The following is a 23,198-nucleotide window of genomic DNA, read 5'->3' on the forward strand; positions in this document are numbered from 1 at the left end:
GAGTTCCGGGAGCGTGACGGACCGGCTGGCGCCGGTACTGCGGCCGGTGCGCGCCGGGAACGGCTTCGAGGAGGCGTTGGAGCAGATCCTCCAGGTCGTCAGGCTGGGCCTGGTCGCGGGGGGCGAGCGGTTGCCGGCCGAGCGGGAGCTGGCGGAGCGGCTGGGGATCAGCCGGGTGACGCTGCGCGAGGTGCTGCGGGTGCTCCAGGACCAGGGGCTGGTCGAGGCGCGGCGCGGCCGGTACGGCGGGACGTTCGTGCTGCCTCGCGCCGACGCGGGCGGCGAGGACGAGCTGCGGCGCCGGGTGGCCGGGGTCGACATCGAGGACGTGCTGCGCTTCCGGGAGGTGCTGGAGGCGGGCGCGGCCGGGCTGTGCGCGGCGCACGGGCTGACGGACGCGGGGGCGGCGCGGTTGCGCGCGGCGCTGACCGGTACGCGGGAGGCGCCGCTGGCGCAGTACCGGCGGCTGGACACGATGCTGCACCTCACCCTGGCGGAGCTGTGCGGTTCACCGGCGCTGGCGGCGCAGTACGCGGCCGTCCGCGCCACCCTGAACGACCTGCTGGACTGCATCCCGCTGCTGGTGCGCAACCTGGAGCACTCCCAGCGCCAGCACACCGCGCTGGTGGAGTCGGTGCTCGACGGGGACGCGGACGGGGCGCGGGAGATCGCTCGGGAGCACTGCGCGGGCACGGCGTCGCTGCTGCGCGGGTTCCTGGCGTGAGCGTCTTGCCGTGCCCACGCGCTCCGGCAAAGGTGTGGGAACGGTCCATTGCCAGATCCCTCACCAACCCATCACCAGCCCATCGTCTGGAGGACGGATGGCCGACCGGCCGCTGATCGGTGTCAGCACATATATGGAGTCCGGGGCACGCTGGGGCGTGTGGGAGCTGGAGGCGGCGCTGTTGCCGGCCGGGTATCCGCGGCTGGTGCAGCGGGCGGGCGGGCTGGCCGCGATGCTCCCGCCGGACGCGCCGGAGCACGCCGCCGCGACCGTCGCCCGCGTCGACGGGCTGGTGGTCGCGGGCGGCCCGGACGTGGAGCCGGTGCGTTACGGCGCCGAGCCCGACCCGCGCACCGGTCCGCCGGCCCGGGCCCGGGACACCTGGGAGCTGGCGCTCATCGAGGCGGCCCTGGCCGCGCGCGTCCCGCTGCTGGGCGTCTGCCGGGGCATGCAGCTGCTCAACGTCGCCCTGGGCGGCACCCTCGTCCAGCACATCGAGGGGCACGCCGAGGTGGTGGGCGTCTTCGGCGGCCACCCGGTCCGCCCGGTGCCGGGCACGCTGTACGCCGGTGCCGTGCCGGAGGAGACGTTCGTGCCGACCTACCACCACCAGGCGGTGGACCGGCTCGGCACCGGCCTGGTTGCCTCGGCCCACGCGGCGGACGGCACCGTGGAGGCCCTGGAACTGCCCGCCGGTCCCGGCTGGGTCCTGGGCGTGCAGTGGCACCCGGAGATGGGCGAGGACGTACGGGTGATGCGTGCCCTGGTGGCCGCGGCCCGACTGGACCGAGCGGGGCCCGAGGACCGGCCCGGCCGTGACCGGTGACGAAGTCGACGACGTCCGACCGGCGGCCCGCCGGAACGGCCCAAGCAGGCCGCACGACTCTCAGTCCGCGCCCCACGAGGGTCCCTCACACCATCCCGGGCCGGGCCCGACCGGCCCCGTCGGCACGCCCGCGGCCAGGGCGACGACGCCGCTCGGCGGACGGGACCGGCGGCACGGGGACCGACGGACCCCACGGCTCGCAGCTCGCGGGACAGGACGGCCCGCCCCCGTGCCCTCCCGGGGAGGGCCCCGACCGGCCGGGTCGCTGCGGCAGGCTACGCCCTGGTCAGGGACAGCAGTTGGCGGGCCGGGCCGGTGGGGCGGTGGCCGGTGGGCCAGACGGCTCGCAGGTCGCGGGCCAGGACGACGTCCGCCACGGGGACGCTGACCAGGCGCCGGGTGGTCAGTTCCTCGCCGACGGCGAGTTCGCTGAGGACGGACGGTCCGGCGCCGCCCACCGCGGCCGCCTTCACCGCCGTGGTCGAGGACAGTTCGATCAGGGGACGGGCCAGGCCGCCCAGCGCCGCGTCCAGGACCTGCCGGGTGCCCGACCCCTTCTCCCGCAGGATCAGCGGGGTGGCCGCCAGTTCCGCCGCCTCCAGCGGGCGCCTGCGGCGGGCCCAGGGGTGACCCGGCGCGGTGACGACGATGAGCCGGTCGTGGCCGATGACCGCGGAGTCGAGGCCGGTGGGCACGCTCACCCCCTCCACGAAGCCGAGATCGGCCTCGTCGGCCAGCAGGCGCTCCGCCACCACCGTCGAGTTGCCCGCGAGCAGCGACACCGCGGTGTCCGGCAGCTGGGTGCGCAGCGCGACCAGCCAGCCCGGCAGCAGGTACTCGGCGATCGTCATGCTCGCCGCGACCCGTAGCCGCGAGTCCCGCCGGTCGCGCAGCGCCTGCGCGCCCGCGTCGAACGCCTCGGCAGCCTCCACGATCCGCCGCGCCCAGTCCGTGACCAGCGCCCCCGCGTCGGTGAGCCGGGAGCCGCGCGGCGAGCGGTCCACCAGGGCGACGCCGAGTTGCCGCTCCATCGAGCGGATGCGGCTGCTGGCGGCCGGCTGCGTGATACCCAGCTCGCGCGCCGCCCCGCCGAGGCTGCCCAGGCGCGCCACCGCCAGCAACAGCTCCATCGCCCCGAGGTCCGGTACCCGGTGTGCCAGCGAGCCCGCCACATGCCGTGCCCGGGTGCCGTGCCCGCCCTCGGTGCCACCGCCCGTGCCACCGCCGGTCCCACCGTTCGTACCGCTGCTCGTGCCGCTGCTCGTGCCGCTGCCCATAACTCCAGCTTATGCCCTCATAGGGGCAGGGTCCCTGGTCAGGGGCTACGCCCGCAGCGACCGTGGAGCCATGGTCACCGCAGCCCAGCCCCGCTCCCCCTCCCCCTCCTCCTCCGCCGCCGGTCAGGCCGTCCGGCGGGTCCCGGCCGTCCGGCATCTGGGCCCCAACTGGTACGCGTGCGTCATGGGCACCGCCATCGTCGGCACGGCGGGAGCCGCGCTCCCGGGGAACGTGCCCGGCCTGCGCACCGCCTGCACCGCGGTCTGGGCCCTGTCCCTCGGCCTGCTGGCGGTCCTGCTGACCGCCCGGTCCCTGCACTGGATCCACCACCGCGACCAGGCCCGCGCCCACCTCCTCGACCCGTCGGCGGCCCCGTTCTACGGCTGCCTGTCGATGGCCCTGCTGGCGGTCGGCGGCGGCGCCCTGACCCTCGGCCGGGACTGGATCGGCACCCCGGCCGCGGTCGCCCTGGACACCGTGCTGTTCACCGCCGGTACGGTGATCGGGCTGGCGGCGGCGGTCGCCGTCCCGTACCTGATGGCCGTACGCCACCGCATCGAGCCGGGGCAGGCCAGCCCGGTCTGGCTGCTGCCGCTCGTCGCGCCGATGGTGTCCGCGGCCGTCGGACCGCTGCTGGTGCCGCACCTTCCGGCGGGGCAGCCCCGCGAGACGCTGCTGCTCGCCTGTGTGGCCATGTTCGGCGTGAGTCTGTTCGCGACGCTGGTGACGCTGCCGGTGGTCTTCGGCAGGCTGCTCACCGGCGGGCCGCTGCCGCTCGCGCTCACCCCGTCGCTGTTCCTGGTCCTCGGCCCGCTCGGGCAGTCGACGACCGCCGTGGGGAAGTTCGCGGACGTGGCGCCGGGGGTCGTGCCGGGGCCGTACGCCGAGGGCTTCGCGGTCTTCGCCGTGCTGTACGGGGTGCCGGTGATGGGCTTCGCGCTGATGTGGCTGGCCCTCGCCGCCGCGCACGTCGTCCGGGCCCGCCGGGCGGGCATGCGCTTCTCGATGACCTGGTGGTCCTTCACCTTCCCGGTGGGCACCTGTGTCACCGGCGCCGAGGCGCTGGCCCGCGAGACGGGCCTGGTCGTCTACGACGGCCTCACCGTCGCCCTGTACACCCTGCTCGTGGCCGCCTGGGCCGTGGCCGCCGTGCACACCGCGCGGGGCCTGCTCAGCGGCGTGCTGCTCGCAGGGCCGCGGCCAGTGTCCGGGGCGCCTCGGCCAGTGACGGCCCGTACCACGTGAGGTACCGCCCGTCGACGAGGGCACAGGACAGGCCGGGGAAGGCCTCCGGGCCGTCGTCCGCGGTGAAGCGGTACGGCTCGTCCGGCAGGACCACGACGTCCGGGCGGGCCGCCCGCAGTTCCTCCACCGGGACCTTCGGGTAGCGCTCGGCGTGCGCGGCGTACAGGTGGTCGACGCCGAGACGGGCCAGGACGTCGCCCGCGAAGGTGTCGCGGCCCAGGACCATCCAGGGCCTGCGCCAGATGGGCACCACGGCCGTGGCGCGCCGGTCGGGCGCGGGCAAGTCGGCCCAGGCGGCCTGCGCCTGGTCCAGCCAGCAGGGCCGGGAGGGCGCGCCGCAGGCGGTCAGTACCCGGTCCAGCTCGGCGACGGCCTGCGGAACGGTGCGCACCTCGGTCACCAGCACCTCGACGCCCGCCGCACGCAGGACGTCCAGGTCGGGGGCGCGGTTCTCCTCCTCGTTGGCGACGACCAGGTCGGGGGCGAGGGAGAGGATGCGGTCGGTCTTCGGGTTCTTGGTGCCGCCGACGCGGACGACGTCGAGACCGGCCGGGTGGGAGCACCAGTCCGTGGCGCCGACCAGGGCGCCGGGCACGGTGCGGGCCACCGCCTCGGTCAGCGACGGCACCAGCGAGACCACCCTCACCGGCACGCCCTCACCGGCGGGGGCCTTCCCGGACCGCTTCGATGTGCTCGGCGACGGCGACGACGATCAGCCGGGTGTCCGGCACGGTGGCCCGCCAGCGGTGCCGGACCCCGCCGGTGAGGTACAGCGTGTCACCGCGCCCGAGCCGGTAGGCCCGGCCCTCGGCCTCGATCTCGACGGCGCCCTCGGCGACGAACATCAACTGGTCGTTGCGGTACTGCAGTTCCCGCCCGGCGTCGTGGTCGCCGGTGAACTCGGAGGCGTGCATCTGGTGGTGCCCGCGCACCAGGGAGCGCACCCTGGGTGCCAGCTCGGGGTCGGGCTCCTCGGCACGGACCACGTCGACGCTGCACGCGGGGTCGGCCGCGGCGAGCAGTTCCACGGCGGTGGTGCGCAGGGCGTCGGCCACCTTCTCCAGGGAGGTCTGACTGGGCCGCGCCCGGTCGTTCTCGATCTGGCTCAGGAAGGGCACGGACAGGCCGCTGCGCTCGGACACCACGGCGAGGGTGAGTTCGAGGTCCCGGCGCCGCCGGCGTACGGCCGCGCCCACCCGGAGGTGCTGATCTTTGTGGTCGCCCATCGCTCCGGCTCCCTCCTTCACCCGTCGTCCTGATGAGTTCTCTGCACCCTACGCATGTTCGGCAAACCGTTTCATGCGGCCGTCACATCGATGTCACGGTGTGGTGGCCTCGACCTCACGTTTCTCGCCACGGGTGGGACCGTCCGCGCGCCGTGGCGCACGCCCTACCGGTTCAAGGCGTGGACGGCCTTCCGTGTTCCCGCCAGCCACTCGCACCCCGGCAGGGTCACGCTCAGGCCGGGACGTGGCGCTCCGTGGTTGGCCGAATCCCTACCGTGTCCGGGCCGGGAACGACCCGAGGGGTGGGCCCGGGCGCCTTGGGGAGACGCCACCGGACCCACCCCTCGGGGGTGACCGTCACGGAGTACGTGCTACTGCGGGGTCATCCGGCCCACGACGTCCGGGTGCTCCTTCAGCCAGGCGGCGACGGCTTCCTCCTCCTGGCCCTGACCGCGGTCCTTGATCTCGGCCTCCAGGCTGCCCAGCTCGTCCTCGCTCATCTTGAAGTTCTTGATCCACTCGGTGAGCTGCGGGTACTGCTCGGGGAACTTCTTGCTGGAGATGGTCCGGATCGTGTTGCCCTCGCCGAAGGCCTTCTTCGGGTCCTTCAGCTTGGTCAGCTCGTAGTCGCTGTAGGCCCAGTGCGGCGACCACAGGGTGACCGCGACCGGCTCCTTCTTGGCGAGGGCGCGCTTGAGCTCGGCCAGCATGGCGGGCGTGGAGCCGTCAACGACCTCGTACTCGTCCTCAAGGCCGTAGCCCGGCAGGACGTCGTTCTTCAGCAGCTGCATCTCACCGGTGCCGGGCTCGATGCCGATGATCTTCCCGTCGAAGAGGTCGCTCTTGCCCTTGAGGTCGGCGAGGGACTTGACGTCCTTCACGTACGAGGGGACGGCGATCTCCAGGGAGGTCGGTTCGTACCAGGTACCCAGGTCGACGAGGTTGTCCTTGTGCTTGTTCCAGTAGTTGCTCTGGGCGTAGGGCAGCCAGGCGTCGAAGTTGAGGTCGATGCCGCCGGAGGCCAGACCGGTGTAGACCGGGCCGACGTCCATCTGCTTCAGGTTCATCTTGTAGCCGCGGCGCTCGAGGACGTTCTTCCACAGGTAGGTGACGGCGACGTCCTCCTCCCAGGGGAACCAGGCCACGTCGAGCGGCTGCTTGGCCTCGGCGGGGGTGGCACCGGTGCCGCCCTCGACCGGGGCGAGCTTGTCGACGACACCCGGGTTGGCCTTGAGCCAGGTGCGGACGGCCTGCTGCTGCTGGCCCTTGCCCGCCTTGTTGATCTCGGCCTCGAGGCTGGTGAGCTGCTTCTCCGTCATGGAGAAGTCCTTCAGCCACTTGGCCGCGACCGGGTTGTCGCCCGAGAAGCCCTTGCGGGACAGCGAGTGCACGCCGTCGCCCTTGCCCCAGGCGCCCTTGGGGTCCTTGAGCTTCTTCAGCTTGTAGTCGTTGTACGCCCAGTGCGGGGACCACAGCGTGGTGACGATCGGTTCCTGCTTGCTGTAGGCCCGCTTCAGCTCGGCCAGCATCGCCGGCGTGGAGCTGTCGACGACCTTGTACTCCTTGTCGAGGCCGTACTCCTTGAGCACCTTGGTCTTGAGCAGGTTCATCTCACCGGCGCTGGGCTCGATGCCGGTGATCTTCCCGCCGAAGAGGTCGGCCTTGCCCTTGAGGTCCTCGAGGGAGTTGATGTCCTTCATGTACGCCGGGACGGTCAGCTCCAGCGACGTCTCGTCGTACCAGGAGCCGAGGTCCTCGAGCTGCTTGCCGTACTTCTTCCAGTACTGCTCGTGGGTCGTGGGCAGCCACGAGTCGGTCTGGAAGTCGATGTTGCCCTGGGCGAGCGCGGTGTAGAGCGGGCCGGCCTCGAACTGCTTGGCCTCGACCTCGAAGCCGCGCTGTTCCAGGATCTCCTTCCACAGGAACGTGGAGGCGACGCCCTCGTCCCAGGGGATGTAGCCGATGGAGATCTTCTTGCCGTCGCCGACGTTCTTGCCGCCGCCGGCCGTGTCGGCGTCGTCGGAGCTGCCGCCGAACATGCCCATGCCGCCGGCCACCAGAGCGAGGATCACGATGCCGATCACGGCGACCTGCGGCTGGGGGCGGTAGGACCAGATCTTCAGGCCCTCGGCGGCGCGCGCCTTGGCTGCGGCGCGGCGGCCGAGCGGGGAGACGTGGGTGCCGAGCGCGCTGGTCATGCGGTCCAGGTAGATCGCGAGGATCACGATGGCGAGACCGGCCTCGGCGCCCAGGCCGACGTTGAGCTGGCCGATGGACTCCATGACGTCGCCGCCGAGGCCGCCGGTGCCGACCATGCCGGCGATCGCGGCCATGGACAGGCCGAGCATGATGACCTGGTTGACGCCCGCCATCACCGTGGGCAGCGCCAGCGGGAGCTGGACGCGCAGCAGGGTGTTGCCGGGCGTGGTGCCGAACGCCTCGGCCGCCTCGACCAGTTCCTTGTCGACCTGGCGGATGCCCAGCTCGGTCATGCGGACGCCGGGGGCGAGGGCGAAGATCAGGGTGGCCACGATGCCCGGGGCGGAGCCGGTCCCGAAGAACAGGATCGCCGGGATCAGGTAGATCATCGCGGGCAGCGTCTGCATGAAGTCCAGGACCGGCCGCACGAACGCGCTCACCCGGTCCGAGCGGGCCGCCCAGATGCCCACCGGCACCGCCACGACCAGCGCGATGATCGTGGCGACCAGCAGGAGCGCCAGGGTGACCATCGCGTTCTCCCACAGTTCGAGGGAGTCGATGAAGGCGAACCCGGCGAAGGAGAGGATGCCCGCGAAGGTGCCGCGCAGCCAGAAGGCGATCACGGCGAAGATACCGGCGAGCAGCAGCGGCTCGGGGGCCTGGAGGACGGCGTTGATGCCGTCGTAGGCGCCGGTGAAGATGTCCTTGAGGAAGGTGAAGAGCCAGGAGACGTTGTCGAGCAGCCAGTCGACGCTGCTGTTGACCCAGTCACCGAGGGGAACCCTAGGCACGGCTGATCACCTTCTTGCCGCCCTTGTCCCGCGGGCTGTCGCAGACACCGGGGACCACGTCCTCGTCGTCGCCGAGGAAGCCGATGAGCCGCTGGGCCGGGACGACGCCGACCAGTCGGCGGTCACCGTCGACCACCGCCACCGCGTGGGGCACCCGGGCGCTGATCGCGCACAGTTCCGAGAACGGCGTCTCGGGCGTCGCGGTCTCGCAGTCGCAGTCGGCCTCGTCGCCGCGCACGTCGGTCTCCATGACGGCGGCGGCGGTCAGGACGCGGGAGCGGTCGACGTCCTTGGTGAAGGAGGCGACGTAGTCGTTGGCGGGACGTATCAGGATGTCCTGCGCGGTGCCTATCTGCACGATCCGGCCGTCCCGCATGACGGCGATGCGGTCGCCCAGGCGCATGGCCTCGTTGAGGTCGTGGGTGATGAAGACGATGGTCTTCTTCAGGGTCTTCTGCAGGTCGAGCAGCTGGTCCTGCATGTCGCGGCGGATCAGCGGGTCGAGGGCGCTGAAGGACTCGTCCATCAGCAGCAGGTCGGCGTCCGTGGCGAGCGCGCGGGCCAGGCCGACGCGCTGCTGCATGCCGCCGGACAGCTCGTCGGGCCAGGACTGCTCCCAGCCGGCCAGGCCGCACAGGGCGAGCGCCTCGTCGGCGCGGCGTTCGCGCTCGGCGCGGGGCACGCCCTGCACTTCAAGACCGTAGGCAGCGTTGTCACGGACGCTGCGGTGGGGGAAGAGCGCGAAGTGCTGGAAGACCATGCTGATCTTCATGGAACGGACCACGCGCAGCTCGCGGTCGCTGAGCTCGGTGAGGTCCTGGCCCCCGAAGCGGACGTGCCCGGCGGTCGGCTCCGACAGACCGTTGAGCATGCGCAGCAGCGTGGACTTGCCTGATCCGGACAGCCCCATGACCACGAAGATCTCGCCGGGCTCCACGGTGAAGGACGCGTCGATGACGGCGGCGGTGGTGCCGTCGGCGCGCAGTTCCTCCCGGACGTCCCCCTGGTCCTTGCGGATGTCTTCCTGGCGCAGTCGGTCGACCGCCTGGTCCGGTTTCCTGCCGAAGACCTTGTACAGGTTCTCGGCCTCTAGTCTGGCTGACACGCTTACCTCTTGGCTCGGGGGCAGGGGCAGGGCCCAAAGCTCCCCTAACAGTTGAATGCATCAACCAGCTTCGGCCCGGCTGCGCGCCTGCCCCGATGCTTATGCGCCAAACATTTAAGTGAGCCAGTTCACACGTCGTCCCCCGCCCGCGCACACGACCTGCGGCATGATTGCGAGGCGTGACCGGACGACTGATGCTTCTCGACACCGCCTCCCTCTACTTCCGCGCCTACTTCGGTGTGCCGGACTCGGTGAAGGCGCCCGACGGCACGCCGGTGAACGCCGTGCGCGGGCTGCTGGACTTCATCGACCGCCTGGTGAAGGACCACCGGCCCGACCACCTGGTGGCCTGCATGGACGCCGACTGGCGACCGCAGTGGCGGGTGGAGCTGATCCCCTCCTACAAGGCGCACCGCGTGGCCGAGGAACGGCCGGCGGGCCCCGACGAGGAGGAGGTGCCCGACACGCTGTCCCCGCAGGTGCCGGTCATCGAGGCGGTCCTCGACGCGCTCGGCATCGCCCGCGTCGGCGTGGCGGGGTACGAGGCGGACGACGTCATCGGCACGTACACGGCGCGGGCCACCGGCCCGGTCGACATCGTCACCGGCGACCGTGACCTGTACCAGCTCGTCGACGACGCCCGCGGCGTGCGCGTGCTCTACCCGGTCAAGGGTGTCGGCACACTGAACCTCGTCGACGAGGCCGCGCTGCGCGAGAAGTACGGCGTCGACGGCGCCGGCTACGCCGATCTCGCGCTGCTGCGGGGCGACCCGAGCGACGGGCTGCCCGGGGTGCCCGGCATCGGCGAGAAGACGGCGGCCAAGCTGCTCGCCGAGTTCGGGGACCTGGCCGGGATCCGGGCCGCCGTCGACGACCCGAAGGCGAAGCTGACGCCCTCGCAGCGCAAGCGGCTGACCGAGGCCGAGCCGTATCTCGCGGTCGCCCCGAAGGTCGTCAGGGTCGCGGACGACGTGCCGCTGCCGGATGCCGGCACCGCCCTGCCGCACGGCCCGCGCGACGCCGAGGCGCTGGACGCACTGGCGGCCCGCTGGGGACTCGGCGGGTCACTGCAGCGGCTACTGACCACGCTCACCGCCTGAGCGGCGCCGCGCGGCGGCCCGTTTCCATGAGCCACATACGGGCCGGGATGCTAGCTTAGGTATGCCTAACTCAGGGAACCGCACGCAGGGAGCAGGGAGGCCGTCATGGCAGACCGTCCGGCACGCAAGCCGCGCAAGCCGCACACCGCGCAGGTCGTCCGCACCGAGCGGCTGACCCCGCACATGCAGCGCGTGGTGCTCGGCGGCGAGGGGCTCTCCGCGTTCGCGGCGGACACCTGCACCGACCACTATGTGAAGCTGCTCTTCCCCTCCGGGGGCGCGACCTATCCGGAGCCCTTCGACATGGAGCGCATCCGCGAGGACTTTCCCCGCGAGCAGTGGCCGGTGACCCGGACGTACACCGTCCGCCACTGGGACGCCGAGCACCGTGAGATGACGCTGGACTTCGTCGTCCACGGCGACGAGGGGCTCGCCGGGCCCTGGGCGAAGCGGGTGCGGCCGGGCGAGACGATCCACTTCATGGGCCCCGGCGGCGCCTACGCCCCCGACCCCGCCGCCGACTGGCACCTGCTCGCCGGTGACGAGAGCGCGCTGCCCGCGATCGCCCGCTCCCTGGAGGCGCTGCCCGACGGCGCCCGCGCCTTCGCCTTCGTCGAGGTCGAGGGGGCCGAGGAGGAGCAGAAGATCGACTCCGACGTGGAGGTGGTCTGGCTGCACCGCGCCGGCCGTCCGGTCGGGCAGGCTCTGGCCGAGGCCGTGCGCGCGCTGGAGTTCCCCGGGGGCAGGCTGCACGCGTTCGTCCACGGCGAGGCGGCCTGCGTGAAGGAGCTGCGCCGGTACCTGCGCATGGAGCGCGAGGTCCCCCGCGAGGACCTGTCCATCTCCGGCTACTGGCGGCTCGGCCACAACGAGGACGGCTGGCAGGCCTCCAAGCGCGAGTGGAACGCCCGCGTCGAGGCCGAGCAGGAGGGCGCGACGGCGGCGTAACGGCTCCGCCCGCCCACGAAAACGCCCCCGCCGGTCCCTGGGCGGCCCCGTCGGGCCCCGCGTACGCGCCCGTGCGGGCGCATGTCGTGCCACCGGCCCCGGAAGCCGCGCGGCAGCGCCCCGACGCCGCTCCCGCGGCGAACCCCGCACGAGAATCCGGCCGCGCCCGCTCAGCCGCGCGCAGCACCGCCCCGACGCCCACCGGTTCCTGTGGCGACCCGCCACGGGGCACACGCCCTTGAGGCGCCGCGTACACGCCCGTACCGGCGCATGTCGTGCCACCGGCCCCGGAAGCCGCGCGGGAGCACCCCGTCACCCGGCGCCCTCGCGGCGAAAGCCCGCGCGGCACCGGCCCTCCGCCGCCGGGCCCTGGCAGCCCCGCGGGCGGCGAGTCCGTCAGTCGCCGCGTACGCGCGCGTGCAGGTGCATGTCGTGCCACCCGTCGGGGTGGAGCACGGCGGCGCGCTTGGTGCCTTCCAGGGCGAAGCCGGTCTTCTGGGCGACCCGGCACGAGGCCTCGTTGGTCACCGCGTGCAGGAGTTCCAGGCGCTGGAAGCCGATCTCGTCCAGGGCCCACTGGGCGAGGGTCCGCGTGGCCCGTGCGGCGACACCCCGGCCGCGTGCGTCGGCCGTCGTCCAGTAGGCCACCTCGGCCGCCCCGTCGACGAGCACCCACTCGCGCAGCGCGACCCGGCCGAGCAGCCGGTCGTCCGCCGCGTCCGTGACCGCCCACTGGACGCCGCGCTCGCTTTCCCAGGCGCCCTGCCACTCGGTGATCCAGCCCCGCACCTCCTCCTCGGAGTCGGCGGCGCGGGCGTGCCACTGGTGCATCACCGGGTCCTGGAAGGCGGCGTGCACGGCGGGGGCGTCCTCGGTGCGCCACGGGCGCAGCACCAGCCCGTCGCCGGTGGGGAGCGTGGGCTGCGGGGCGCGGGAAAGGGTGCCGGCCGCGAGGACCGGGCGGGTCAGGAAAGGCATGGACGGCATCCTGCCAACGGGCCCGGGCGGCGGCCCAGCGGTTTTCCGGCGGGTCCGGCCCACTCGGTCCGCCGCCGCAGGTCACCGCCTCGTAGGCTGGCAGGTGATGAGACGCCGTACCCCTCCCCCGCCCTCGCCCCTGCCGCAGCGCGACGGCATCGACGCGGTGCGGGTGCGGCTGCCCGCGGACGGGCCGTGGTCCACGGTGCGGGAGCACCTGACGGAGCGGCTGTCGGCCGCGGGCGCCGGCGTCGTGGACGGCATGTTCGACGCCGGGCTGTTCGTCGGGGCGGACGGGCGCCCCGTGGCGGGCGACGCGCCGTACGAGCCGGGCATGTTCGTGTGGTTCCACCGCGAGCTGCCCGCCGAGGTGCCGGTGCCCTTCCCACTGGAGGTCGTGTACCGCGACGCGCACATCGTCGTCGTGGACAAGCCGCACTTCCTGGCCACCACCCCGCGCGGCGGCCACGTCACGCAGACCGCGCTGGCACGGCTGCGCCGGGAGCTGGACATCCCGGCGCTGGGTGCCGCGCACCGCCTGGACCGGCTCACCGCGGGCCTGGTCCTGTTCACCGTGCGCCCCGCAGAACGCGGCGCGTACCAGGGCCTGTTCGCCGACCGGCGGGTGCACAAGGTGTACGAGGCCGTCGCCCCGTACGACGCGGCGCTCGCCCTCCCCCGGACGGTCCGCAGCCGGATCCTGAAGGAACGCGGGGTACTCGCCGCCCGCGAGGTGGCCGGCGAGCCGAACGCCGTGACCCGCGTCGAGCTGCTCGCACACCGGCCGGAGCGCGGGCTGGGCCGGTACCGGCTGGTGCCCGGCACCGGCCAGACACACCAGCTGCGCGTCCACATGAACGCGCTCGGCGTGCCGATCCTCGGCGACCCCCTCTACCCGGAGGTGGCCGCCCCCGTGCCGGCCGGTGACTTCCGGCGCCCGCTGCAACTGCTCGCGCGGGAGCTGGGGTTCACCGATCCGGTCACGGGGCGCGAGCACCGCTTCCGCAGCGGCCGGTCCCTCGCCGCCTGGACCGCGTACGAGGACTGGGCGGCGCAGGAGGGCCGGGCCGGCCGTCAGTAGCCGCGCCACCAGAGCAGGAAGCGCTGCCAGGCACCGCGGGGGCGGGGCTGCCCCGCTCCCGGTGCCTGCTGCGGCTCGGCGGCCGTCACCGACACGGGCTGCGGCGGCTGGGAGGGCAGCGGCGGCTGTGTCCGCTGTTCCGGCTTCGGAAGGCCGACGTGCCAGGGGGCGCTCCGGGCCGGGGCCGGGGCGTGACTCGGCTGCTGCATGATGTCCTGCTGTGCCCTGGGCTCGAAACGGACCGGCAGTTCCACCAGGTGCCGCGAGGCGATCGACGACCGCCAGCGCAGGTCGTCCTCGTCGCAGTCGAGCTGGAGGTCGGGCAGCCGCATCAGCAGCGCGTCGATGCCGGCGTCGGCGATGGCCCGCCCGATGTCCTGCCCGGGGCATTCGTGCGGGCCGCCGCCGAAGGCGAGGTGGGCGCGGTTGCCCATCATGCTGGCGTCCAGGTCGGGACGGATGCGCGGGTCGACGTTGCCCGGCGCGATGCCGAGCAGCAGGCCGTCACCGGCGCGGATGCGCTGGCCGCCGAGTTCCGTCTCCTGCTTGGCGAAGTAGGCGAAGACGGTGCTGAACGGCGGCTCGTCCCACAGGGACTGCTCGACCGCCTGGGGCACCGTCATCTGGCCGCCGCTGAGCTGGGCGCGGAAGCCCGGGTCGGTGAGCACCACCCGCATCACGTTGGCGATCAGGTTGACGGTTGCCTCGTAGGCGGCCAGCAGCACCACCCGCAGGTGCTCGCGGACCTCGTCGTCGGTGAGCCCGGCCGGGTGGGTGACGAGGCGGCCCGCGATGTCGTCGGCCGGGTCGGCCCGGCGGGTGGCGGTGAGCCGTCCCAGCGCCTCCATGACGTAGGCGTGGCTGGCGATCGCCGTGTCGGTGCCCTTGAGGGTGTCGCGGGCGGCCTCCACCAGCCGGTCGTTGTACTCCTCGGGCATGCCGAGCAGATGGCACATCACGCCCATCGGCAGGTGCTCGGCGAACTGGCTGACCAGGTCGGCGCGGCCCTCCTCGCAGAAGCGGTTGACGACGCGCTGGGTGTAGCGCTTGATGTGCCGGCGCAGCTCCCGGTAGTCGAGGTCGGACATGGCGCTGGTGACCGCGCCGCGCAGGCGCTTGTGCTCGTCGCCCTCGGCGTGCGAGCAGATGGGCTGCCAGGCGATGTGCGGCATGAGGGGGTGGTCGGGCTTGACCATGCCCTCGTTGAGCGGGGTCCAGATCCGGCTGTCGCGGCAGAACTGGGAGGGGGTGCTGACCATGTGCAGGTTCTCGGCGTGCCCGAGGACCACCCACATGGGTACGTCGTCGTGGAGCAGCGCGGGCGCCACCGGTCCGTGCTGGGCGCGCAGCTTCTCGTACAGCTCCTCCAGGTCGTCCGCCTCGTGCAGCCGGTGCAGTCCGCCCGGCCCGAGGCCGTGCGCGGGGCAGCCGGGCGGTGGTTCGAGCAGGGGTTCGCCCGTTCCGGTCGGGGAGTGGCTTTCAGGCGTCACAGTCTCGCTCCGCAACAAAAGGTGTGGTCACGTCAGAAGGGGTGGTTCACGTCGGGGGGTTGGTGGGGCGCGCGGGTCAGGTGAGCGCGCCCTTCATGGCCAGGGCGTGCAGGAAGCGCATCAGGGTCATCAGGACGTCCCGGCTGGAGGCCCGGCGCCGCACGTCGCAGTCGAGGATGGGGATCTCCTCGGGCAGGTCGAGCGCGGTGCGCAGTTCCGCCACGGGGTAACGGGGCGCGTCGGGGAAGGTGTTGACGGCGACGACGAAGGGCACGCCGCGTTCCTCCAGGCGGCCCATGACGTCGAAGCTGACCTCCAGGCGGCGGGTGTCGACCAGGACGACCGCGCCGAGGGCGCCTTCGAACAGGCCGTTCCACAGGAACCAGAAGCGCTCCTGGCCGGGCGTGCCGAAGAGGTAGAGCACCAGTTCGTCGGTGATGCTGATGCGGCCGAAGTCCATGGCGACGGTGGTGGCCGTCTTGGAGGCGGAGCCGTAGTTGTCGTCGACGCCGATGCCGGCCTGGGTCATCGTCTCCTCGGTGGTCAGCGGTCTGATCTCGCTGACCGAGCCGACCATGGTGGTCTTGCCGACCCCGAAGCCGCCCACGATGACGATTTTCACGGCGGCCTCGGCCGTGTGCGGCAGCCTGTCCTCGGTCCGTGGGCCCGGGATCGTGTCAGAGCTTTTGAAGTCCATGCATCACCGCTTCGAGGAGGTTTCGGTCGGCGACCTTCTGGCGGACGATCGGGGCGCGGGCCTGCACCAGTTCCGACGCCAGCAGGTCGGTGAGCAGCACGGTCACCACACTGAACGGCAGGCTCAGATAGGCCGACAGTTCGGCCACGGACAGGGGCGCGGCGCACAGCCGCAGCAGGGCGGCCTGTTCCGGTGTGGCGGACACCGGGGGGTCCGCGCGGGCCACGATCAGGGTGACGAGGTCGATGTCGGCGCGTTCGCCGCCTCCCTCGCCGCCGATGACGAAGAGCCGCTCGGGGTTGCGGACCTCGCCCTCCTTGGCGGGCGCGCCGGGAGGGGCGGGCGTAGCGGGAGGGGTGGGGGCGGCGGGCCGGTCGGGCCCGGGGGATCGCCTCTGGCGCCTGGGAGGAGTCATACGGTCTGCCCGTTGCGCCGGGCCGGACTGGTGAGGTGGGGGCCGATCCGGGCGACCAGGTCGGCCATGCTCAGGCCCATCCGGCCGGGTTCGCAGCGGACGTCGGAGAGCACGGCGAGATAGGCGTTGGGACCGGCGGCCATCAGGTAGAAGTAGCCGCCGTTCATCTCGATGAGCACCATCTTCATGTCGCCGTCGCTGGTGGGGATCTCCTGGCTGACGGCGCCGGCCAGGCTCTGCAGGCCCGCGCAGGCAGCGGCGACGCGGTCGGCGGCGTCCGGGTCCCCGGAGTAGCGGGCGATGCGCAGGCCGTCGGCGGAGAGCACCACGATCATCTCGATGCCCGGGACGCCGTCGTAGAGGTCCCGGAGCATCCAGTCGAACTTGCCTTGCTGCTCGATCACTTGAGGTTCCCCTCGTCGTCTGCCGGGGCGTGGGCCGGCTCGTTGCTGCTGGACTGCTGGTGGGCCCGGGTGGCGTCCGGGTGCTGCTTGAGGCCCTCCCAGAAGGCGCCGATGAAGTGGCCCGGCGGGAGGCCGCCCTGGTCCTTGTCCTGCGCGGGCTCCGGCTCCGCGGGCGCCGGGATGCCGTTGCGGGCGCGTTCGGCGGCCTGGCGGGCCTCGCGTTCGGCGTCCTCCCGCTCCCACGCGGCCTGCTCGGCGAGGCGCTGGCTGAGCGGCATCTTGACCCGGCTGCGGCGCTGCGGGAGCCCGCCCGCCGTCCACTCGGTCACCTCGGGAACGTCGTCCTCCATGGACACCGTGGCGGGGATCCGGGGGCTGGTGGGGCGGCGCTTCTTGGGCTTGCGCTCCGGTCCGGGCAGGGCGTCGGGGCCCGGGGTGGGGATCGAGGTGGCGCCGATGCCGTGGGCGAGGCCGACGCCGGGCTCGGTGGTCATCATCTTGCTGGGCACGATGAGGATGGCGCGGACGCCGCCGTACGCGGAGGCGCGCAGCGAGACGTCCATGCCGAACTGGGTGCACAGCCGGCCGACGACGGACAGGCCGAGGCGCGGGTGGTGGGCGAGGTCCTGCACGTCGGTGCCACGCTTGGCCTGCTCCAGCAGGCCCTCGATGCGGCCGCGGGACTCCTCGCTGAGGCTGACGCCGGCGTCCTCGATCTCGATGCACACACCGCTCTGCACCTCGGTCGCGGTGACGTGCACCTTGGCCGCGGGCGGGGAGTAGCGGGTGGCGTTGTCGAGGAGTTCCGCGGCGGCGTGGATGACCGGCTCGACGGCGGTGCCCTTGATGTTGACCTTGGCGATGGAGGCCAGGTTGATCCGGCGGTACTCCAGGATCCGGGACATGGCGCCGCGCAGCACGCTGTACAGGGCGACCGGTTCGGGCCACTGGCGTCCGGGCCGGCCGCCGCCGATCACGGAGATGGAGTCGGCGAGGCGGCCGATCAGCGAGGTGCCGTGGTCGATGCGCAGGAGGTCGTCGAAGACCTCGGGGTTGCGCCCGTGGTCCTCCTCCATCTCGCGGAGTTCCTTCTGCTGCTGGTGGACGATCGCCTGGACCCGGCGGGCGATGTCGACGAAGGAGCGCTCGGCGGACTCGCGCATGGCGTCCTCGTGGTCGACGATCTCGCAGACCATCCGGATCAGCTCGCGCTGGGGCCCGCCGAGTTCGGCGTAGGCGGGGTTCACCTCGCCGAGGCGGCTCATCAGCTCGCGGGGCGTGACGCCCCTGCGCATGAAGTTCAGGACGTCGGGGAGGACTTCGGCGCCGAGGCGGACCATCTCCTCGTGGTGGCTCGCGGCCCGGTGCTCCAGATACGCGGTGTGACGGGCGTGCTCGGCGCCGAGGGCCCGCAGCGCGCGGCCGCGGCGTACCGCTTCGGCGGCCGCGGCGATCACCAGGACGGTGGCGACGGCACCGCACAGGCCGACGGCGAGCCGGGCCGGTTCCGTCACGAGGGCGACGGCGGCCCCGGTGGCCGCGGCCATCAGTATGGCCGGCAGCAACAGCGTTCGCGCGTAGGGAAGTTCACGGCGACCTGGAGGGGAATCAACACTCACCATGTAGGCCCTCTGAAAACGAATCGGCTGGGATGGGGAAGCTTGCGGCGGGGTATGTCTGGGAGTTGTCGGGATCTTCGGCGCATTGGGAACAAGCGCGCGATTACACCTCAACTCGGTGCGCTGCGGGCGAGCTTAGTCCGGGGGGATCATCGCCGTGTCATATTCGGCAAGCACCTGAAACGGGCGCGGGGACTGGAGTATGGTCGGGCCCATTTGCACGCCCGGGAGTCATTCGAACACGTGGAGTAACGTCTCAAGGGTGCTCGAAAATCATCACCGCGATGAGGGAACCAGGCGTTCGGGGCGTTCGAGGGGTACGGGGCGTGGAACGTGCGAAGGCCCGGCGGGTTGTCCCGCCGGGCCGGTGAGGTTTCGGAGCCGGGTCAGCCCACGGACGAGTAGGCGACCACTCCGCGCAGCAGCTCGTCGACCGCCTTGCGCGCGTTCTTCGGGACGGTGGAGCCCGCGCCGGGCGCGGCGGCCGAGATCTGGCCGAGGACGTCGATGACCTGCTTGCACCAGCGCACGAAGTCGCCGGCCGGCATCTCCACCTCGCGCAGCACCTCGTCGAGCCCCTTGCCGGAGGCCCACATGTACGCCGCCCAGGCGAAGCCGAGGTCGGGCTCGCGCTGGCCGACGCCCTCGGTCTGGCTGATCCGGAAGTCCTCCTCCAGGGCGTCCAGCCGGCCCCAGATGCGGACCGTCTCGCCGAGCGCCGCCTTGGCCCTGCCGGAGGGCACCTTGGGCGCCATCGCGTCGTCGGCGGCCCGCGACTCGAAGACCAGCGCCGAGACGCAGGCGGCCAGCTCGGCCGGGGACAGCCCCTCCCAGACGCCTTCACGAAGGCACTCGCTGGCGAGCAGGTCCAGCTCGCCGTAGAGCCGGGCCAGGCGCTTGCCGTGCTCGGTGACCTCGTCGCCGCGCAGGTAGTCCAGCTCCGTCAGCAGCGCGACGATCCGGTCGAAGGTGCGGGCGATGGTGTTCGTCCGGCCCTCGATCCGGCGCTCCAGCTGCGAGGTGTCGCGCAGCAGCCGGTGGTAGCGCTCGGCCCAGCGGGCGTGGTCCTCGCGGTCGTCGCAGCCGTGGCAGGGGTGGGCGCGGATCGCCTTCCGCAGCCGGTTGATCTCCCGGTCGTCGGCGGCCTGGGAACGCTTCTTGCGGGCCCGCTCCGGCGTGATGTGCCCGGCCTTGGTGCGCAGCGCGGAGGCCAGGTCGCGGCGGGACTGCGGCGAGCGCGCGTTGAAGGACTTCGGGATCCGCATCCGGTCCAGCGCTTCCACGGGCACCGGGAAGTCGATCGACGCCAGCCGCTTGACCTGCCGCTCGGCGGTCAGCACCAGCGGGCGGGGCCCGTCGTGGTGGTCGAAGCCGCGGTGGCCGTTGGACCGCCCGGCGGGCAGTCCCGGGTCGAGGACCAGGGCGAGGCCCGCGTACTTGCCGGTGGGCACGTGGATGACGTCGCCCGGCTTCAGCTTCTCCAGTGCCACGGCGGCCTCGGCGCGCCGCTGGTTGGCGCCCTGCCGGGCCAGCTCCTGCTCGCGGTCCTTCAGCTCGCGGCGCAGCCGGGCGTACTCGTCGAAGTCACCGAGGTGGCAGGTCATGGAGGCCTGGTAGCCCTCCAGGCCCTCCTCGTTGCGCTGCACCTGCCGGGAGATGCCGACGACCGACTTGTCCGCCTGGAACTGCGCGAACGACGTCTCGAGCAGCTCGCGCGAGCGGTGCCGGCCGAACTGGTCGACCAGGTTGACCGCCATGTTGTACGACGGCTTGAAGCTGGAGCGCAGCGGGTAGGTGCGGGTGCCGGCCAGTCCCGCGAGGTGCTCGGGGTTCATGGCGCGCTGCCACAGCACCACGGCGTGGCCCTCGACGTCGATGCCGCGCCGTCCGGCCCGTCCGGTGAGCTGGGTGAACTCGCCGGGGGTGATGTCGGCGTGCTGCTCGCCGTTCCACTTGACGAGCTTTTCCAGCACGACCGAGCGGGCCGGCATGTTGATGCCGAGGGCGAGGGTCTCGGTCGCGAAGACGGCCTTCACCAGTCCGCGGACGAACAGCTCCTCGACGACCTCCTTGAAGGTGGGCAGCATGCCCGCGTGGTGGGCGGCGATGCCGCGCTCCAGCCCCTCCAGCCACTCGTAGTAGCCCAGGACGTGCAGGTCCTCGTGGGGGATGGAGGCGGTGCGCTCCTCGACGAGGGCCCGCACCCGCTCCCGGGCGCCCTCGTCGTTGAGCCGGAGGCCCGCGTACAGGCACTGCTGGACGGCGGCCTCGCAGCCGGCCCGGCTGAAGATGAAGGTGATCGCGGGCAGCAGCCCCTCGGAGTCCAGCCGCTCGATGACCTCGGGCCGGCTCGGCGTCCACACCCGTGAGCGCTGTCTGCGCTCCCGCTCCCGGTCGGCCTCCTTCATGGCTCGGCCGCGCCTGCGGTCCTGGTAGGAGGGGCGGCTCGCCTCAAGCCGCGCCATGCGCGTCAGGTCGGGGTTGACGGCCTTCTTGTGACCCTCGGCCTCCTCGAACAGGTCGTACATCCGGCGTCCGGCCAGCACGTGCTGGAACAGCGGCACGGGCCGGTGCTCGGAGACGATCACCTGGGTGTCGCCGCGCACGGTGTCGAGCCAGTCGCCGAACTCCTCCGCGTTCGACACGGTCGCCGAGAGTGACACCAGGGTCACGGACTCGGGGAGGTGGATGATCACTTCCTCCCAGACGGCGCCGCGGAACCGGTCGGAGAGATAGTGCACCTCGTCCATGACCACGTACCCGAGGCCGAGGAGGGTCTGCGAGCCCGCGTACAGCATGTTCCGCAGGACCTCGGTGGTCATCACGACCACCGGGGCTTCGGAGTTCACGCTGTTGTCGCCGGTGAGCAGGCCCACCTTGTCGGTGCCGTAGCGGCGGCACAGGTCGGCGTACTTCTGGTTCGACAGGGCCTTGATCGGCGTCGTGTAGAAGCACTTCCTGCCCTGCTGGAGGGCGAGGTGGACGGCGAACTCGCCGACGATCGTCTTGCCGGAGCCGGTGGGCGCGGCCACCAGCACGCCCTTGCCCGCCTCGAGCGCCTGACAGGCCTCGATCTGGAAGGGGTCGAGGCCGAAGTCGTACATCTCGCGGAAGGAGGCGAGCGCGGTGGCCTGCTCGACAGCGCGCTGACGGGCTGCCGCGTACCGCTCGGCCGGTGAGAGATCCTCTGTCATCGTGCTTTCGAGCGTACCGGCCCGCACCGACAACCGGACGATCATTATCGGGATCGGCCGTGTGGGGGTTCCGTGGCGGCGGCGACGCGTGCCGTCACCGCCCCGGCGGTCCTCAGGTCACGTCGTCGTAGCCGTTGACCCGGTCCTTCGTGGCCTGCTCGGGCAGGGCACGGGCGGTGGTCACGGCCTCGACCTCGCCGATGTCCTCGGGGGTGAGGTCCAGGTCGGACGCCTCGTCGTCGTCGGGCTCCAGAGCCTCGCGGCGGGCCCTGCGGCGGTCGTTCAGCAAGGAGATGGTGACCGCGGCGAAGTACAGGACCCAGATCGGACCGGCCAGCATGATCATCGTCAGGGGGTCGGTGCTGGGCGTGGCGATGGCCGCGAACAGCGTGATGCCCATGATCATCGCGCGCCACCAGCCGAGCATCCGCCTGCCGGTCAGCACGCCGGTGAGATTGAGCATGACCAGGAGCAGGGGCAGCTCGAAGGAGAGGCCGAAGACGACCACCATGCGCGTGACGAGGTCGAGCAGCTCGTCCAGCGGCAGCAGGTTGTCGACGTCGTTCGGCGTGAACTCGATCAGCACCTTCGCCGAGGTGGGCAGCACCGCGTAGGCGAAGTAGGCGCCGGCGAGGAAGAGCGGGGCGCCGGTGGCGACGAAGGCGTAGGCGTACTTCTTCTCGCTCCTGTGCAGCCCCGGGGCGACGAACGCCCACAGCTGGTAGAGCCAGACCGGCGAGGCCAGCACGACGCCGGCCGTCAGCGACACCTTCAGCGCCAGGGTGAAGGGGCCGAGCAGACCGTTGATGGTGATCTGCGCGCACGGCTCCGAGCCGGCCTCCGACTGGGCCAGCTCCGCGAACGACTTCTCACAGCCGATCGACTGGAGGATCGGATCCGTGAGGGCGTTGATGATCCACTGATAGAAGAAGGCGGCGACCACCGTGACGACGACGATGGCCAGCAGCGCCTTCGCGAGCCGGTTGCGGAGCTCACGAAGGTGTTCCGCGAGCGGCATCCGCCCCTCGGGGTCCTTCTCCTTGTTGCGGGCAGGCTTCAGCAACCCACGTTCCCATCTCGTGCGGCGGGCCGGAGATCACCGGCCCTGCGTCAGCGCTTGGTCGTGTCCGTCGGCTCGGTGACCGGCCGGGAGCTGGTCACGTCGCCGGGGGCGGCCTGGATGGTGCGCTGCGCCGCGGACTGCTCGGGGTTCGGCGGGTCGGCGGGGGCGGCGTCGTCGGACTTGGCCTCGCTCTTCATGGCCTTGGCCTCGCTCTTGAGGATGCGTGCCGACTTGCCGAGCGAGCGCGCCATGTCCGGAAGCTTCTTCGCGCCGAACAGCAGGATGATGACGACGAGGATGAGAATGATCTCGGGGGCGCCGAGCCTTCCGAACATAAGTCTTTACCTTCTCACCGAGGCGGCTGGGTGGGGTGCTGTCCGACCGGCCGGACATACGTCCGATCGATCGTCTTGTGCAGCGATCGTAACGCTCAGGGGTGAACGTGAGGCAATCCCCGTGCGTACTCCCGTCCGCGACCGGGCCTCGTTTTCCTGGCCGCGACCAGCAGCGTACCGCCCGGGGCCCGTGAGGTGACAGGGCGAAGTGTCCCAAAACGTAACTCACACCGGCCTGTCGGGCCGCCGGCACCGTCCCGTGGCGGGTTTCAGCCGTTCACAAGGTGTCCACGGCACGGGCGGCGCTCTCGGTGGCGCGCTCCAGGTCCTCGGCGGCCCGGCTGATCCGGCGGGCGGAGTCCGTGACCTGCCGGCCGAGGCGCTGCGCCTCCACGAACACCTTCACGGCGAACACCGCGAGGACGGCGAGACCCAGGAAACCCACGGCAACCGCGAACATCGGCCAGAACATGACGTCGA

General features: G+C 72.2%; 21 protein-coding genes. 6 read left to right on the plus strand and 15 right to left on the minus strand.

Going from position 1 to position 23,198, the window contains the following annotated elements:
* Positions 1-13 precede the first annotated feature (13 nt).
* A complete protein-coding gene (locus ACZ7MF_RS36870) occupies positions 14-724 on the plus strand; it encodes a FadR/GntR family transcriptional regulator (protein WP_471482518.1) in 711 nt (236 codons plus the stop codon).
* 97 nt (positions 725-821) lie between these two features.
* Positions 822-1,550, plus strand: coding sequence for a gamma-glutamyl-gamma-aminobutyrate hydrolase family protein (locus tag ACZ7MF_RS36875; RefSeq protein WP_471482519.1), 729 nt, complete (start codon positions 822-824; stop codon positions 1,548-1,550).
* Between the two features lie 275 nt (positions 1,551-1,825).
* On the opposite strand, the gene ACZ7MF_RS36880 is transcribed toward ACZ7MF_RS36875, so the two are convergent.
* Positions 1,826-2,680: a LysR family transcriptional regulator gene (locus tag ACZ7MF_RS36880; protein ID WP_471482647.1), complete on the minus strand. Its 855-nt coding sequence runs from the start codon at positions 2,678-2,680 to the stop codon at positions 1,826-1,828.
* Between the two features lie 217 nt (positions 2,681-2,897).
* Here ACZ7MF_RS36880 and ACZ7MF_RS36885 point away from each other — a divergent pair, with 217 nt between their 5' ends.
* Positions 2,898-4,073, plus strand: a complete 1,176-nt coding sequence (locus ACZ7MF_RS36885) for a TDT family transporter (RefSeq protein WP_471482520.1) — start codon at positions 2,898-2,900, stop codon at positions 4,071-4,073.
* Here the strand turns inward: ACZ7MF_RS36885 and ACZ7MF_RS36890 are convergent.
* The 4 genes from ACZ7MF_RS36890 to ACZ7MF_RS36905 all read right to left on the minus strand — a co-directional run bounded on the left by ACZ7MF_RS36890 (position 4,000) and on the right by ACZ7MF_RS36905 (position 9,394).
* Positions 4,000-4,719, minus strand: coding sequence for a helical backbone metal receptor (locus ACZ7MF_RS36890; RefSeq protein WP_471482648.1), 720 nt, complete (start codon positions 4,717-4,719; stop codon positions 4,000-4,002). The genes ACZ7MF_RS36885 and ACZ7MF_RS36890 overlap by 74 nt on opposite strands.
* Positions 4,720-4,729: 10 nt before the next feature.
* The gene (locus ACZ7MF_RS36895; protein ID WP_003977207.1) at positions 4,730-5,299 is read right to left on the minus strand and encodes a helix-turn-helix domain-containing protein; all 570 of its coding nucleotides are present in this window, start codon (positions 5,297-5,299) and stop codon (positions 4,730-4,732) included.
* A gap of 371 nt (positions 5,300-5,670) precedes the next feature.
* Positions 5,671-8,289, minus strand: coding sequence for an ABC transporter permease/substrate binding protein (locus ACZ7MF_RS36900; RefSeq protein WP_471482521.1), 2,619 nt, complete (start codon positions 8,287-8,289; stop codon positions 5,671-5,673).
* Positions 8,282-9,394 carry a quaternary amine ABC transporter ATP-binding protein gene (locus ACZ7MF_RS36905; protein WP_471482522.1) on the minus strand — a complete coding sequence of 371 codons (1,113 nt, stop codon included), beginning with the start codon at positions 9,392-9,394 and terminating at the stop codon, positions 8,282-8,284. The genes ACZ7MF_RS36900 and ACZ7MF_RS36905 overlap by 8 nt, the downstream gene beginning before the upstream one ends.
* 194 nt (positions 9,395-9,588) lie before the next feature.
* Here ACZ7MF_RS36905 and ACZ7MF_RS36910 point away from each other — a divergent pair, with 194 nt between their 5' ends.
* Both ACZ7MF_RS36910 and ACZ7MF_RS36915 read left to right on the plus strand, forming a co-directional pair.
* Positions 9,589-10,494 (plus strand): 5'-3' exonuclease, encoded by a 906-nt coding sequence (locus ACZ7MF_RS36910; RefSeq protein WP_471482649.1) that lies wholly within the window; start codon positions 9,589-9,591, stop codon positions 10,492-10,494.
* A gap of 105 nt (positions 10,495-10,599) precedes the next feature.
* Positions 10,600-11,442 (plus strand): siderophore-interacting protein, encoded by an 843-nt coding sequence (locus ACZ7MF_RS36915; protein WP_471482523.1) that lies wholly within the window; start codon positions 10,600-10,602, stop codon positions 11,440-11,442.
* 396 nt (positions 11,443-11,838) lie between these two features.
* Here ACZ7MF_RS36915 and ACZ7MF_RS36920 read toward each other — a convergent pair whose 3' ends face one another.
* Positions 11,839-12,420: a GNAT family N-acetyltransferase gene (locus tag ACZ7MF_RS36920; RefSeq protein ID WP_471482524.1), complete on the minus strand. Its 582-nt coding sequence runs from the start codon at positions 12,418-12,420 to the stop codon at positions 11,839-11,841.
* A gap of 106 nt (positions 12,421-12,526) precedes the next feature.
* Here ACZ7MF_RS36920 and ACZ7MF_RS36925 point away from each other — a divergent pair, with 106 nt between their 5' ends.
* Positions 12,527-13,501 carry an RluA family pseudouridine synthase gene (locus ACZ7MF_RS36925; protein WP_471482525.1) on the plus strand — a complete coding sequence of 325 codons (975 nt, stop codon included), beginning with the start codon at positions 12,527-12,529 and terminating at the stop codon, positions 13,499-13,501.
* On the opposite strand, the gene ACZ7MF_RS36930 is transcribed toward ACZ7MF_RS36925, so the two are convergent.
* The 9 genes from ACZ7MF_RS36930 to ACZ7MF_RS36970 form a co-directional block, all read right to left on the minus strand.
* Complete coding sequence (locus ACZ7MF_RS36930) at positions 13,495-14,991, minus strand: cytochrome P450 (protein WP_471482526.1); 1,497 nt, start codon at positions 14,989-14,991, stop codon at positions 13,495-13,497. The genes ACZ7MF_RS36925 and ACZ7MF_RS36930 overlap by 7 nt on opposite strands.
* 76 nt (positions 14,992-15,067) lie before the next feature.
* On the minus strand, positions 15,068-15,688 hold the full coding sequence (locus tag ACZ7MF_RS36935) for a GTP-binding protein (protein ID WP_109033672.1): 621 nt from the start codon (positions 15,686-15,688) through the stop codon (positions 15,068-15,070).
* Positions 15,669-16,103 (minus strand): DUF742 domain-containing protein, encoded by a 435-nt coding sequence (locus ACZ7MF_RS36940; protein ID WP_471482527.1) that lies wholly within the window; start codon positions 16,101-16,103, stop codon positions 15,669-15,671. The genes ACZ7MF_RS36935 and ACZ7MF_RS36940 overlap by 20 nt, the downstream gene beginning before the upstream one ends.
* The gene (locus ACZ7MF_RS36945) at positions 16,100-16,477 is read right to left on the minus strand and encodes a roadblock/LC7 domain-containing protein (protein ID WP_202544993.1); all 378 of its coding nucleotides are present in this window, start codon (positions 16,475-16,477) and stop codon (positions 16,100-16,102) included. Before ACZ7MF_RS36945 ends, ACZ7MF_RS36940 begins: the two co-directional genes overlap by 4 nt.
* 26 nt (positions 16,478-16,503) lie before the next feature.
* Entirely contained in the window at positions 16,504-18,129 is a 1,626-nt protein-coding gene (locus ACZ7MF_RS36950) for a sensor histidine kinase (RefSeq protein ID WP_471482528.1), read from the minus strand.
* A 383-nt stretch (positions 18,130-18,512) separates the two neighbouring features.
* A complete protein-coding gene (locus ACZ7MF_RS36955; protein WP_471482529.1) occupies positions 18,513-21,365 on the minus strand; it encodes a DEAD/DEAH box helicase in 2,853 nt (950 codons plus the stop codon).
* Between the two features lie 67 nt (positions 21,366-21,432).
* Positions 21,433-22,383 carry a twin-arginine translocase subunit TatC gene (gene tatC / locus ACZ7MF_RS36960; RefSeq protein WP_471482530.1) on the minus strand — a complete coding sequence of 317 codons (951 nt, stop codon included), beginning with the start codon at positions 22,381-22,383 and terminating at the stop codon, positions 21,433-21,435.
* A gap of 47 nt (positions 22,384-22,430) precedes the next feature.
* Positions 22,431-22,718, minus strand: coding sequence for a Sec-independent protein translocase subunit TatA (gene tatA / locus ACZ7MF_RS36965; RefSeq protein WP_109033667.1), 288 nt, complete (start codon positions 22,716-22,718; stop codon positions 22,431-22,433).
* A 277-nt stretch (positions 22,719-22,995) separates the two neighbouring features.
* Positions 22,996-23,190 (minus strand): hypothetical protein, encoded by a 195-nt coding sequence (locus tag ACZ7MF_RS36970; RefSeq protein WP_356867738.1) that lies wholly within the window; start codon positions 23,188-23,190, stop codon positions 22,996-22,998.
* Positions 23,191-23,198 lie beyond the last annotated feature (8 nt).

The sequence above is a fragment of the Streptomyces sp. NPDC111628 genome, assembly GCF_055635195.1.